The sequence below is a fragment of the Lachnoclostridium sp. Marseille-P6806 genome, from assembly GCF_964238185.1.
In the GTDB taxonomy this organism is placed as follows: Bacteria; Bacillota; Clostridia; order Lachnospirales; family Lachnospiraceae; genus Brotaphodocola.
Genome location: NZ_CAXSLG010000015.1, coordinates 1 through 13,333, shown reverse-complemented (window position 1 = coordinate 13,333; position 13,333 = coordinate 1). Strand labels below are relative to the sequence as shown.

The following is a 13,333-nucleotide window of genomic DNA, read 5'->3' as shown; positions in this document are numbered from 1 at the left end:
GTTGCCGCCGTTTTCAGCGGCGAGTTATATAATATCAAACCTTCCAACAAATGTCAACAACTTTTTTCAACTTTTTTTAAATGTATTTCGGGCTTTCAAGGCATACAGGATACACAGATACTGCTTTTTCGTCTGCTGTGTAAACTGATTATTCTGACTCAAACACTGCCCTTTGGCAGTTCCTATGCCTTGAAAATCCCCATTTACCATTTTCATTGAAAATCAGACAGAAGTTCCCCGTTTTTATACAGGTCTTCCTTAGATAAGAGATTCCGGCAGATAGAATGATGCCGGAGAAAAAACGCCTTCCTTGCCATAATACTGCTTCTTAAAACAAATCCGTCACAAAACCACTCGGACTGGCTTCATGTTTTTGAATCAGACCTGCACATCCTAGCATAAGAGTTCTCTCTCTTCAATACTTTTTCCAAATTATACCGTTTTCATACCGTTTTGCCCTATTTTTCTGCATTTTTTTGTTTCATAAAAGTAGGCTCTTGCCGCCTCCAGCACCTGCTTTTTTCTGCTGGCACTGATAGGCACCCTGTCTCCATTCCGAAGAATTGCCTCATTTCCACTCAGCATCTCCAAATACTTCATATGAATCAGATAAGAATAATGAGTCCGCAGCACCGGCATTTCCCTCAGATACTCTTCCTCTTCCTGCATGCATTTCCCTATCGGGTATGTTCGGTTATGCGTATGTACATAAATATTCCGTTCTTCCAGATGAATATAATAAATATCCCGTTCATACAGATGAATCAGCTTTCCCTTAAATTCCCACACATATTCCTTCTCTTTTTTCACGTTTCTACGCCCCCTGTTTTTTTCTATATCATCCGTGTTTCTCGTCAGATTATCCTACACAATAATCATCACTCCAGATCACAATTGACCTGTCAGTTTCCCTGACAGGTCAATTATATTAACGCAGTATTTGTTATTTTATAACAGGTTTTGTCAGAAAGTGACGGAATTTTGCTGGACTCCACTCCCCTCTATCTGTACATCTGGTGAATCGTCAACGCCAGAAGAATTCCCAGTACGGCTCCTGCAAAAACCTGAAGGGGCGTATGTCCCACTAACTCCTTTAAACGTATCTGAAAATGCTCGTCATCCAAACGGAAAAAATCCTGATCCATAATCAGATTCAGCAGCTTTGCCTGTTTTCCCGTTTCCTGACGGACACCAATCGCATCATACATGACCACAGCTGCCAGCACAAAGCAAATAGCAAACTCAAAGGACTCTATTCCATAACAGACAGCCGCAGACGTTGTCAGTGCACATACCGTTGATGAATGGGAACTGGGCATACCTCCGGAACCAACCAGACGCTCCGCGGAAAAGCTTCTATTCAGAGCAAAATCAAAAATTGTTTTCAGAAACTGCGCCACCGTCCATCCCACCAGCGCACTAATCAGAACCTCATTACTCAGCAGTTTATCCCACAAGCTCATGCATTCTTCGCCTCTTTTTAATAACCAATCAGCCAGTCATACAGCTCCTGATACTTCTTCGCAGAGGTATTCCAGGAGAAATCTGCAGCCATAGCCCGATCAATAATCTTGTTCCACTCGCGTTTCTTATTATAGTAAATATACTTGGCATAATTTATTGTATCCAGCATCTCATGAGCATTGTAATTTGCAAATGAGAATCCAGTACCCTTGCCCTCGTACTCGTTGTAAGGCTCTACCGTATCCTTCAGACCACCTGTCTCGCGGACAATCGGAACTGTACCATAACGAAGTGCCATCAGCTGGCTCAGGCCGCACGGCTCAAACAGAGACGGCATCAGGAATGCGTCACAGCCTGCATAAATCTTATGAGACAGCTCATTAGAATAATAGATCTGGGCAGATACCCGATCGTGGTACTTCCAGTCATAGTGGCGGAACATGTTTTCATACTGCTCATCACCAGTTCCCAAAACAACCAGCTGGATATCATCTGTACAGAGCTCGTCCATCACTGCCTGAATCAGATCCAGTCCCTTCTGATCTGTCAGACGGGAAACAATTCCTACCATGAATTTCTTATCATCCACCGGCAGTCCCAGCTGCTCCTGAAGCGCTCTCTTATTTTTCACCTTTTCCTTACGGAAGGTTCTGGCATCATAGGTCTGGGCAATCATAGTATCCGTAGCCGGATTGAATTCATTGTAATCAATTCCGTTGACAATACCACGGAGGCTGTTGGTTCTTGCCCGCATCAGACCATCCAGGCCCTCTCCATAAAACGGCATCTTAATCTCTTCTGCATAGGTCTGGCTTACAGTAGTCACTGCATCTGCAAATACAATGCCGCCTTTTAACATATTGCCATCCTTGTAAGCCTCCAGCTTGTCCGGAGTGAAATAATAATCCGGCAGCATGGAAAACCTCTGAATGGTCTTAACATCCCATACACCCTGGAATTTCAGGTTGTGGATGGTCATAACCGATTTCATATTGGAAAAGAACTCTCCACCCCGGAATCTGTCTTTTAAGTAAACCGGAATCAGACCGGTCTGCCAATCGTGGCAGTGAACTACATCCGGCTTAAAGCCGATCACAGGCAGAGCTGACAACGCCGCATTGCAGAAGAAGGAGAACTTCTCCAGATCGTAATACCAGTCACCGTAGGGCTTTGCTCCATTAAAATAAGCTTCATTATCAATAAAATAAAAGGTAATTCCATCATACACGTACTGCATAATGCCTACATAACGGCTCTGTCCAAGATAGTCCATGTAAAAATGATTCACATAGGTCATCTCATTGCGCCATTTTTCACTGATACACAGATACTTGGGAATCATTACCCTTACATCAAAATACTGTTTGTCAAAACACTTAGGAAGCGATCCCGCTACATCGGCCAATCCGCCCGTTTTAATAAAAGGTACAGCCTCAGATGCTACAAACAAAATATTTTTCATCTACAAACCCCTCCTATAATATCAGCCCGTCCCTGCAGACTCTCATTACTGTATAGTATACAATATTTAGGCAGATTTAGGAAGTATATTCTGAGAAAAATCAGAACCTTTCTAGATTCTTTTGTAATCCAGTCGTATTTTATCCGCAATCAGAGCAATAAATTCAGAATTTGTTGGTTTTCCCTTTCCATTGCTGACAGTATATCCGAAAATATCATGAATCGTATCCAATCTTCCACGGCTCCAGGCCACCTCAATCGCATGACGAATCGCCCGTTCCACACGACTGGATGTTGTATTGTGCCGCTTAGCTATTGCAGGATACAGAACCTTAGTTACAGAAATCAGCATCTCCTCTTCCTCTACTGATATTTCAATGGCGTCCCGCAGATACTGATAGCCTTTAATGTGAGCGGGAATTCCTATTTCGTGGAGCAGTCTGGTCACATCATGCTCTAAATTCTTCCTCATGTACTCTTCCTTATCCACATACGGATTTACCTGCTTTAATTCTCCTCCCAGCAGAGAACCGCCCTCGCCGCATACCCTCCGAATCTTATCCATCACCACTTCTCTGTTAAAGGGCTTCATAATATAATAACTGGCTCCCATCTGGAAGGCATCCGATGCAACCTGCTCACTTCCAGCTGCTGTCACCATAATAAAAGACGGCATCGGTTTTCCGGCCCGTTCTTTTTTCACCCGTTCCATCACAGAAATCCCGTCCAGTTTCGGCATAATCACATCCATCAGCACCAGATCCGGATTGGTTTTCATAATCATTTCATAGGCATCCTCTCCATTGTCTGCTTTTGCTACCACACGAAATCCATTCTCCTGTTCCAGCATATCATTCAGCAGATTCATCATCTGCGGATTATCCTCTGCAATCGCCACATGTAATTCATTCAATGCAAAATCCTCCTGTTTCCTTGTTATAATTTGTATTATAGCCGCTTAGTTTGTCCCCTGGCAATGAATTTCCATCGCCAAGTTTCGTCAAGAACCGCAACTATATATAACGAAGAACAGGAGGATTTGTAACAGCCTCTTATTTTTTTATTTTATTTCACAATCCATGCAATGAATAACTGCAGGAATCAACGGTTTCTCACACCGTTCAGTCAGATACTTCTGAAGGTTTTCTGTATCCAGCTGATTCTTTCCGTATACATCCAGCGTCAGAACCATAGTATTTCCTGCGCCGTATGCCACATAGGCTTCCGCCCGCTCCACACCTGGATACTGACATGCTGTATCCTCCAGTCGATACAAATCCAGGAAGTGACGTCCAGTCAGGCTTTCTGTCATAATAATTCTTCCGCCCTGCTCCAGCATATGAATGGAACCGTCAGGCAGAATTCGGGCCGTACATGAGGTCTGGTAAAGAACACCCGGGCCGTAAGGATTGGTAATCTGATCCACACAGTCTGCCGGCTTATGATCCATAATATACAGAGTTCCCCATCCACCAAATGGTTTCTTTCTGCAGTTTTCATCCAGTACATAAGCCTTTACCATCGTTTCTGCTGATACATCCGTAATCAGACGGCTTCCTGCCTCCCAGTTGATGGTTCCCGCTTCTACAAAGTAGTGCTTGGGGAAGAGCTCTTCCGGCAGGTAGCGTTTCAAACGTCTTGCAAAATGCTCATCCATCATAGCCTCTGCCACACATTCTACAGCCGTCATAAATACCTGCAGCTGCTGTCTATCAAACCGGTTTTCCCAGTAGCGCAGCTCATAATAATATCCCTTGTCATCAGAAAATACCTGCAGATGGAAGGGCAGGGAATCCAGCTGGATTCTCTGGCGCTCTGCCGGATAACCGCCGATAGTATTGATATTTAAAATATCTCCCTGATACTGGAAGAACATCTCGTCTGCATGAAGATTGGACATATAGCACCGCATGGTCTCCATAATCTGACGGCCAGAGCGCTTAAGCATCTCTGCCACAGTTTCCTCTTTATTTTCCGTATACCGGAAATAATAGGTTCTGAACAGAGGACCTGCCAGACGGTTCCAGCGGCTGTCTGTTCTTCCGCTGTGAATGGATGTGCTGACCGTATCCTTTTCATTAGAGAATAAACTGATACAGTAGTTGTATGCCGTCAAAAATACTACATTTTCTGATACTCCATTCTCATGGCAGAACGCAGTCAGTTTTTTCCGGTTAATCTTCTCGAACCGATTCCGCAAAGCTGCATTGATACCAAAGTCAAGCCCTCTGTGTTCCTTCTTTGTCAGAATGCTTCTGCGGATTTTCAGATCCTTCATCTGTTCTGTGAAATACCGGATATTCTCTTCTCTTCCGCCTTCCTCATCCCGCTTTTTCTCATCCAGAATATACTCATAATAGGTGTACTCTGACGGAACTGCCGCTTTTCCTGCATAGAGTGCATTGATATCCTCAAACAGCACATTCATCGTCATACCGTCTCCCATAATATGGGCAACATCCATGAAGAAATATTTTTCTGTCTCTGTCTGATACAGTGCAATATGATAGAGCGGCTCTCCCGGTCCGTAGGTATAGGGGCGCAGAAGTCCGTTTTTCTCCTCCTCCCACTGAGCATCCGTCAGGTGATGAATAGGAATATTTACCTCTTTCCAGTCATCACGGAAGTTCATATAGGCGCCTGTCTCCTGATCAAACTGAATCACATCCTTCAGCTCAGGATGCAGCTCAAACACCTGCTCCACAGAACGTTTCAGCAGACGCAGATCTACCCGGGGATCCAGACGATAGAAGAAGGGCAGATTGGCCGTTGTGTTGCCCCGCATTACATAGGCAAAGAACATCTGCACACCAGTCAGCGGATACTTGGTTCTCCAGGAATAGTCGGTACGTCCCTGTCCTTCTTTTTCCTTTGCCACTGCTTCCAGCTTCAGAATCGATGCATGGCTCATCAGCTCATCCAGAGTAATGGAAATCTTCAAATCATTGTAAAGATCCGTCAGCAGAAGCACACTGCCCATGGAGTCCAGTCCAGCCTCGTAAAGCTCTGTATCAATGCCAAAACGGCTGTGTCCCAGCACATTTGATACACAGGTATAAAGCTTCTCCTGAAGTTCATTTTCCGGACGGCGAACCTGCGCCTCCTGCTCCTTCTCCTCTTTCTTCTTTGTAAAATACTGATTCCGGATAATCTTCTTAGAAGAGGTTTTTGCAAACGGAACCGCTCGTATCCGACACTGCATAATCCGTTTGTAGGACGGAAGCTTCTGGTTATGTTTTTTGATAATTTCCTGAACCGTTCCTTCAATATCGCTGATGTTGGCAGCCTCTGCATATTTAAAATTCGGATAAACCTCCGCGCAGATCGCATCATCCTCACCAAAGACCAGAATATCCTCAATCAGGCGTTCATCCTCAAACAAATTCTCCAGCTGCTCTGGAGCCACATTTTCTCCGTTGCTCAAAATAATCAGGTTCTTTTTCCGGCCGGTCAAATAAAGGAATCCTTCTTCGTCCAGATATCCGATATCTCCGGTGCAAAGCCAGCCATCCTCTGTGATTGCCTCTGCTGTCTTATCCGGCTCCTTGTAATATCCCATCATAACAGACGGGCTCTTTACCTGGATCTCTTCGTCCACAATTCTCACCTGACAGCCCTCTACTAATTTTCCCACACTGGCCACCTTATCCGGGCGGTTCCAGTCAGGGGAAGAAATCTTTGGAGAGCACTCAGACATACCGTATCCCTGAGCAATGGAAATTCCCAGACGGCTGTAGTTTGCAGCCAGCTCCGGAGCCAGATATCCGCCTCCGCTGACTACCTTATGCAGACGTTTTCCCAACACCTCTTCTTTGATCTGGAAAAGAGATTTTCCAGGCTGCTGCCGACTCATAATCGCAATTCTGTTGTAAAGTCCCTTTGCCATCATGGGTACCATACGCATCACCGTTGGCTCAAACAGAAGAATATGAGCAGCCAGCTTTGTCATATCCCGATTCAGGCACAGGGTACTTCCATAACGAATCACAATAAGAACATCTCCGTTGATGCAAAATACGTGGTGCATGGGAAGGACATTCAGATAAATCTCATTTTCCGGATGCTCTGTATCCGTGGTACAGAACACATTATCAATCAGGTTTCCGTGGGACAGCATAACACCCTTTCCTCTTCCAGTTGTTCCAGAAGTGAAAAGAATCATTGCACACTCCTCCGGCTTCGCCAGATTCTCCACCGGTCTTCCTGCATAATTTTTCAGAATGTTGTCAGAGCAGGCCACATGTCTTCCGTGCTGAAGGGAAATGCATTCCTCCAGAGCCGGACAGCGGCTGCCTGCCTCTTCTGCCAGGGTTCTGAAGTCCCAGTCATAGAACAGCACATCCTCATCTGATCTGCTGACACAGTCACAAAAAGTATCTGCGTCCATCTGGACATCCATTGGAATGATCACGCTGCCGCTGGCCATAACACCCAGCATCACTGCCAGATAGTGATGGCCGCTTCCACCTAAAAGGCCTACCCGCACCGGATGTCCCAGTTCACGGCTCTTCTCCTGGGCCCATGCGGCTACTGCCATACAGTCAGCCACAAACTGACGGTATGTTACTTCATAAATTACATCATTGTCTTCATAGCGTAAAAATACGTGGTCTCCATGGCTGTCTCCTGCACTGCACACCAGATCATAAATAGTTTTGGTGTTCTCCCTGGTAATCATAGCTTCCCCCTCATTTTTGAACATTTTTATGATTTCTGTTCATAATATAACACTTTATGTTAATTGTGTAAATCATTGGAGTGACAATCTTTTGCTTTATTTTCCAGTTTTATTGGTCATGTTTCCTCAATCTATCGTTTCCTATCTCCTTCTGCTTCCCATTTAAAACAAATCCAGCATATTATCCAGATAAATGCTTTCCCGCACATGCAGCTGATACTCCGGCTTTGTCATGTAATAGAGCAAAAATTCCAAAATCAGAGCGCTTCCCAGTCCCCGTCCTTCAATTTTAAAATGAGAAAATCCCATAGGCAGATAGATCTCTTTTATGTCCTTAGTGCAGATAAATCCCGGATTGGCCATTGCTTTAGAAAAACGATATCCCTCCTTCGCATCAGGCGCTTTGCAGCGGTGTTCCCAAGCATTTTCTCCAAGGTTTCTCCGACTGACAGCTTCATAACAGAGTTTCCTGTCCTGGCACCCAAACCAGCAGCATTCATTGCACAGAAATTCCACCTTTTCTTTCTGATATTCTGAAAGAGTTCTCCACTTATCTAAAGCCTTATTTAACCGAAAATCCGGCACAACATAAAGAAACTCCTCCCGGTTTACTTCGTCCAGAAACTGTCTAAAATCAGTCAGAACCTTGGTTGTAGATGAAACAAAATAAAGACCGGGGTAATTGACAGTTAAATAGGACAGCAGCAAATCTGAATGTACAATCACCCCGTTTTTCTTTCCCGTCTCAAAAAGAGCGCAGAGTGCATTACACCGGGGATCCGCAAGATGTTCTTTTCCAAGCAGTGAGTTGCTGAAGGTCAATCGGGCTGAAATCCCATATTCCTCCATCAGTTCCAGAACCTCCTCCGGCTTCCTCTCACCTCCTCCAACTCTTCCGCCGCCCCAGATACATTCCGCTGGGGCGCCATAGATAGAGCCAATCTCGCACCATTCGTAAAAGTATTCCCGATGCCTGCGAAACAATGGCAAAAACACCGAATACAGCTCATAAAATTCAAACAAACCGGGCAGATGGTAATACGCGGTATCTCTTTTCACTGAATTCATTCTATCTGTCCTTCTCCTCTACAAAATTCCGTTCTAAAATCATAAACATCTGTCCAAACCTCCAACGCTATGCCATTCATGCATGGCTGAACTGTTACTATTTTCCCGCCATGCATCTATGTTACGGATTCTTCACACACGCTCTATAGTTCTCAGTATACCAGCCTGGCTTATTTAAAGCAAAATCATTATAATCTCTCCATATCCGGCGGCATCGCTCCTTCATTCTGTCTATATCCTGCTGGCCAAACTTTTCTGCCCATACAATCGAATGCAACGATGCATGAGCTGTATACACCGCATGAGCTGCCCAAAATGCCTCTGGAATATGATCATCAAAATACTCGTCTATCTGACCGATGCAGTAGGGAATGCTAAGCTCTGTCCCGAAGCTCTCCAGCTTATAAAATTCCTCGTAAGGATCCCCCACCTTCCAGCGGTTAAAATCAATCATACCAATCGAACCGTCACTGGTGTAGATGATATTTCCCGGATGGAAATCTCCATGAAGATATACCGGCTTTTCCTTCCATATCTGATCCATATTCTGTCTGACATAATCAATCACTGCCTGATCCTGTTCCATACGAACCTGTGACTGCTCATACCTGGAAAGCTGAGCTAATTTCTTTTCCTTTTTTGTATCCTGGGGAATATCCGCCTGTTCCACTGGAAGAGAATGGATTTTCTTTAAAATTGCTCCCGCTTTCCTCCCGAGCATATATTGCTTATCTGCGGACAATCGGGGCAATACCTGCTCCAGATCCTCTCCCTCCATCCATGTAAGCAGCATAAATACCGTTTTCCCTTGATTACAGATTCCAAAATCAACAGGGGCTGACATCAAAAATCCCAGCTGAGAACACCTTTTTATCATTTCGTATTCTTTTTTCTTTGCCTCATATTTTCCGATATCAGAGCATCGAAGCAGCAATGATTTCCCCTCCCTGGTTCGAATATAATATTTCTCATCCGCTGACCACCCTTTGGAAATTCTTTCTATGCTTTTCCATTCACTCTTCTGCCTGATATCGTCAAACATTCTGCTCCTCCACAAGTCTGCATTCTTCAACGTCTTTCCCTAACCTCTCTTTTAACTTCAGGATATTGGCCTCTATTTCGTCTATAATCTTTTCAAACTCAGCATCGCTCTTTCCTGTCGGATCCTCAAGTCCCCAGTTCTCGTCAAAGGGTCTTCCAATAAAAGGACATTCCACATTACAGCCCATGGATATCGCAATATCTGGCTCAGGAATCTGATTAATTAATTTAGAATACTGAGTCTCTTCCATATCGATTCCATATCTCTTTTTCATCAGACGAACGGCGTCCTGATTGATTTGCTCCTTCGTTTCTGTACCGGCGGAATAGCTTTCAAATACATCTGATGCAAAATGCTTTCCCAACGCTTCTGCTATCTGGCTTCTGCAGGAATTATGTACGCATATAAATGCTGCTTTCTTCTTTTCTTTTTTATGAAACGGGCATCTCTCTTTGATACACTGCTCATTCTGTTCACTGAAAATACACTGGATTTTCTCCTCTTTCCTGTCCATATCTTTCTCCATAACATAATTTGTAAGTAAAATCCCGTTCCGGTTCACCTGCTGTTCCCGCACTGTCCTGTATCCTCTATTTTCAAAAAATGGTTTTGCCGTTATGGATGCATGTGTCGTTATCCTGTCTGCAGAAACTGCTTTTTCTAATTGGTCACAGACTGCAGAAGCAATTCCTTTTTCCCTGACCATACATCAAACAGTCACAAAACCATCATCAGGGTTCCGATCCCAATAAAAACACAGCCCAGCAAGGACTTTATCGTAAACTTTTCATGCAGAAAAACAAAAGCCAGCACCAGAGTAATTACCACGCTTAGCTTGTCAATCGGAACCACCTTGGAGGCTTCTCCCATTTGCAAAGCTTTATAATAGCATAGCCAGGAAGCTCCCGTTGCCAGTCCTGACAAAATCAAAAAAATCCAACTTTTTCGGCTGATTTCTGATAATCCACTCTGTGTGTTTGTTAAAAAAACCATCCCCCACGCCATAACTAAAACCACAATGGTTCTGATGGCTGTTGCAAGATTCGAATTCACTCCGTCTATGCCGATCTTTGCCAGTATAGAAGTACACGCAGCAAATATCGCAGACAACAATGCAAATACAAACCACATATCGTATGCCTCCATTTTTCTTATGCTTCAATATAACGCCTGCTGACAACTCTCCTCCATGTTATAAAATTCACCCGGTCCCATTGGAGTGGTTTTTATTACTGGCATACCAACAATGACAAAACCTGCTTTTTCATAGCATTTTATTGCTCTTATATTCCAGCTTCTAACTTCGATAGATACCTTCTTATTCGGATATTGTTTGTGTGAAAGAATACAGGCCATTTTAACAATCTGTTGTCCATAACCCTGATCACAAAAATCCGGATTTACCCCAACGCCTAAAAAAACATTCGCTTCCTTCTCTTTCAAATTCACATAACCAACCAGCTTTTCTCCATCATAATAGGAATAATAATTATTTTGCAAATCAGCAAATCCCCGATGCTTTTGAATCTGCTCTGTGTAAGGAATATTATTATAAATGGAATAAGGTTCCTGGTACTTCCATTCACTGATAAGATACTTTTCTTCCTCTGTAACTTTATGATACAAAAGCATCCACTTCGTCCTGCCTTTCGTTTTAATTATTTTCTATTTCAGGTAAAAAACAAAAGAGTTCGTCCTCTCCATTCAGCCATTTCACCTGATTTATCTGTCCCTTATCCTTTAAAAACTGGCACAGCTTTGCCACCTGCTTTATTTTAGCCTCAGTTCCACTGGATACCCCCAAATAAATTGTTGTATCACCGTCTCTCAAAAGGAGCTTATGCTGCCGGAACATGGAGTCCTTCTTTGTCTCTTCATTTGTAAGAAAAGCCGGATTCTGGAGCATAAATTCCTCCATATAAGACATATTCTTCCCTAAAAGCGATCTAAAGGTCTCAACAATAGCAGCATTTGCACTGGCTACAGCAATCTCTTTCTCATTGATGCGAATATGAGTGATCTTCGTTGCCGATTTTCTGCCTGAATTTGCAGCAGTATCCGCAGAAACCATGGTAATGGAAGTCACTGCCAGCAAACCAAACAGGGCTTCTAATACGACCTCCTCTTTGAATTTTTCAGAAACAGGATTCAGTACTTCCTCGTGAAACAGACGGATTCCCTTGATGATTTCATTAAATTCCTTATCGGTTTCCTCCATATCAATGAAATATTTTGTTATATAAGCTCTGATTTCCTCCGCAGCTTTCACCTCTAATAATTCCTTCAGCTGTTTTTTTGTAGAGGCCGTAACCATCAGCTCATATAATTTGGGCAGGCACATCTGAATACATAAGCTGCAAAACATTAAAACATCGTTTATTTCTTTCGTTTTAGATTCTGCTTCTTCCCCAATCTCATTTACACTGTTTATTAAGAAAAATGCATTCACCAGACGTTTAAAGGTTCTGGGGTTTGTTCCCATGACATCGCTGATAAATTCAGCCACAATATTAACGCCCTCATCGGTCATATGAGTCTGCTCCTGGACAGCTTTCCTGACCAGTTCTGTAAGGTTGTACCTCTCAACCGGCATTTTAAAAGGAAGCTGAATAATCTTATCAAAGAAATTCCGGCACTTCTCCTCTGAAAGGTTTTCTCCGTATTTTTTACGAACACCTTTTACCACTACTTCATAATCAATCGCCAGCACGAAAATACTGTTTTCCACATTCACAAAAAGCTTGATGATTTCCAACAGCTCCACAGCAACTTCCGGATTTAAACGATCCAAGTCATCTATAAAAATCACCAAACGCTTTCCGGTCTTTTTTACCAGCTCTGCAAAATCCTCCTGAAGCTTGCTGACACTTTCCATCTGATCCTTCTTGGCTTTTTCAAAACCGTCTAAAATTTCCGAAGCATTGGTTCCAAACTTCCAGTCAATGGCTTTAAAGAAAGCCAGCTTACCAAAACCAGCCACTGTTTTCAGGATTTCATCATTTCCTCCGCACTGCTTTACCAGATTATGTACAAACGAAACATACAGGCTGTCTTCCATGTTAAACTGGGAATACTGCCATGTATTAAAAAAGACGCATTTAATGCCATTCGTATCCTTATCTGCTTCCAGATTTTTCTTTAGCAGATTTAATGTGGATGTTTTTCCGGTTCCCCAATCCCCCTGGATTGCAATAGACATCGGCGTCTTACATTCCCTGATAAATTTTCCCAGACCTTTCACATATTTTGAAATCTCCAGCAAATCCTCCTCTTCACTGGTACAAGGCATATCTGTAATTCCCATTCCTTTTGTATTTTCTTTTCCCACATTTTCTCCTTTTTCTTAATGATACCTTTGGTATCCAAAACCAAAGAATGTGTCCATCACTTGATAACTTTCTGTTCTAAGAAAGCAGTCCCATTTTACTTTACGAAATCCTTTTGAAATTCTACAGTCGCTTCTAAAAGCGTTAATTTACTCCGCCACTCCAAACTGATATGAACCATAAAATTCAGTTTTTCTAACTTCATTATAACACACCTCGTGAACTACCCATTGTCTAAAGCCAATGGGCTTCCTGCTTCCCAGACCTCGTAACCTACTATCTCCACAGGCGTTA

The 13,333-nt window shown here is 43.3% G+C and carries 12 protein-coding genes and 1 pseudogene; 1 reads left to right on the top strand and 12 read right to left on the bottom strand.

Features of this window, described 5'->3' with window-relative positions; genetic code table 11:
• On the top strand, positions 1–219 hold a 219-nt coding region (locus tag ACESON_RS14980), incomplete at its 5' end, for a hypothetical protein (RefSeq protein ID WP_373110720.1).
• 213 nt (positions 220–432) lie between these two features.
• On the opposite strand, the gene ACESON_RS14975 is transcribed toward ACESON_RS14980, so the two are convergent.
• The 12 genes and pseudogenes from ACESON_RS14975 to ACESON_RS14920 all read right to left on the bottom strand — a co-directional run bounded on the left by ACESON_RS14975 (position 433) and on the right by ACESON_RS14920 (position 13,041).
• The gene (locus ACESON_RS14975; protein WP_177276379.1) at positions 433–810 is read right to left on the bottom strand and encodes a LytTR family transcriptional regulator DNA-binding domain-containing protein; all 378 of its coding nucleotides are present in this window, start codon (positions 808–810) and stop codon (positions 433–435) included.
• Positions 811–1,001: 191 nt separating this feature from the next.
• Positions 1,002–1,463, bottom strand: coding sequence for a divergent PAP2 family protein (locus ACESON_RS14970; RefSeq protein ID WP_177276378.1), 462 nt, complete (start codon positions 1,461–1,463; stop codon positions 1,002–1,004).
• Positions 1,464–1,480: 17 nt separating this feature from the next.
• Positions 1,481–2,926: a glycogen synthase GlgA gene (gene glgA / locus ACESON_RS14965; protein ID WP_177276377.1), complete on the bottom strand. Its 1,446-nt coding sequence runs from the start codon at positions 2,924–2,926 to the stop codon at positions 1,481–1,483.
• A gap of 111 nt (positions 2,927–3,037) precedes the next feature.
• A complete protein-coding gene (gene spo0A, locus ACESON_RS14960; RefSeq protein WP_177276376.1) occupies positions 3,038–3,838 on the bottom strand; it encodes a sporulation transcription factor Spo0A in 801 nt (266 codons plus the stop codon).
• A 147-nt stretch (positions 3,839–3,985) separates the two neighbouring features.
• A complete protein-coding gene (locus tag ACESON_RS14955; protein WP_373110717.1) occupies positions 3,986–7,603 on the bottom strand; it encodes an AMP-binding protein in 3,618 nt (1,205 codons plus the stop codon).
• Between the two features lie 162 nt (positions 7,604–7,765).
• Positions 7,766–8,671 (bottom strand): hypothetical protein, encoded by a 906-nt coding sequence (locus tag ACESON_RS14950; RefSeq protein ID WP_373110716.1) that lies wholly within the window; start codon positions 8,669–8,671, stop codon positions 7,766–7,768.
• Between the two features lie 121 nt (positions 8,672–8,792).
• Positions 8,793–9,713, bottom strand: a complete 921-nt coding sequence (locus ACESON_RS14945; protein ID WP_177959079.1) for a phosphotransferase — start codon at positions 9,711–9,713, stop codon at positions 8,793–8,795.
• Positions 9,706–10,170, bottom strand: coding sequence for an arsenate reductase ArsC (locus tag ACESON_RS14940; protein ID WP_373110721.1), 465 nt, complete (start codon positions 10,168–10,170; stop codon positions 9,706–9,708). The genes ACESON_RS14945 and ACESON_RS14940 overlap by 8 nt, the downstream gene beginning before the upstream one ends.
• A 57-nt stretch (positions 10,171–10,227) precedes the next feature.
• Positions 10,228–10,407, bottom strand: a pseudogene (locus tag ACESON_RS14935) (GNAT family N-acetyltransferase); the annotation flags it as partial.
• 23 nt (positions 10,408–10,430) lie between these two features.
• A complete protein-coding gene (locus ACESON_RS14930; protein WP_373110714.1) occupies positions 10,431–10,844 on the bottom strand; it encodes an EamA family transporter in 414 nt (137 codons plus the stop codon).
• Positions 10,845–10,871: 27 nt separating this feature from the next.
• A complete protein-coding gene (locus ACESON_RS14925) occupies positions 10,872–11,345 on the bottom strand; it encodes a GNAT family N-acetyltransferase (protein ID WP_373110712.1) in 474 nt (157 codons plus the stop codon).
• Between the two features lie 22 nt (positions 11,346–11,367).
• A complete protein-coding gene (locus tag ACESON_RS14920; RefSeq protein WP_373110711.1) occupies positions 11,368–13,041 on the bottom strand; it encodes a P-loop NTPase fold protein in 1,674 nt (557 codons plus the stop codon).
• Positions 13,042–13,333: the final 292 nt, after the last annotated feature.

What these genes read in the sequence shown, in the direction of transcription:
- ACESON_RS14945 (WP_177959079.1), bottom strand. Translation starts at nt 9,713, where the DNA reads ATGTTTGACGATATCAGGCAGAAGAGTGAATGGAAAAGCATAGAAAGA.
- ACESON_RS14955 (WP_373110717.1), bottom strand. Translation starts at nt 7,603, where the DNA reads ATGATTACCAGGGAGAACACCAAAACTATTTATGATCTGGTGTGCAGT.
- ACESON_RS14970 (WP_177276378.1), bottom strand. Translation starts at nt 1,463, where the DNA reads ATGAGCTTGTGGGATAAACTGCTGAGTAATGAGGTTCTGATTAGTGCG.
- glgA (WP_177276377.1), bottom strand. Translation starts at nt 2,926, where the DNA reads ATGAAAAATATTTTGTTTGTAGCATCTGAGGCTGTACCTTTTATTAAA.
- ACESON_RS14930 (WP_373110714.1), bottom strand. Translation starts at nt 10,844, where the DNA reads ATGTGGTTTGTATTTGCATTGTTGTCTGCGATATTTGCTGCGTGTACT.
- ACESON_RS14950 (WP_373110716.1), bottom strand. Translation starts at nt 8,671, where the DNA reads ATGAATTCAGTGAAAAGAGATACCGCGTATTACCATCTGCCCGGTTTG.
- ACESON_RS14925 (WP_373110712.1), bottom strand. Translation starts at nt 11,345, where the DNA reads ATGCTTTTGTATCATAAAGTTACAGAGGAAGAAAAGTATCTTATCAGT.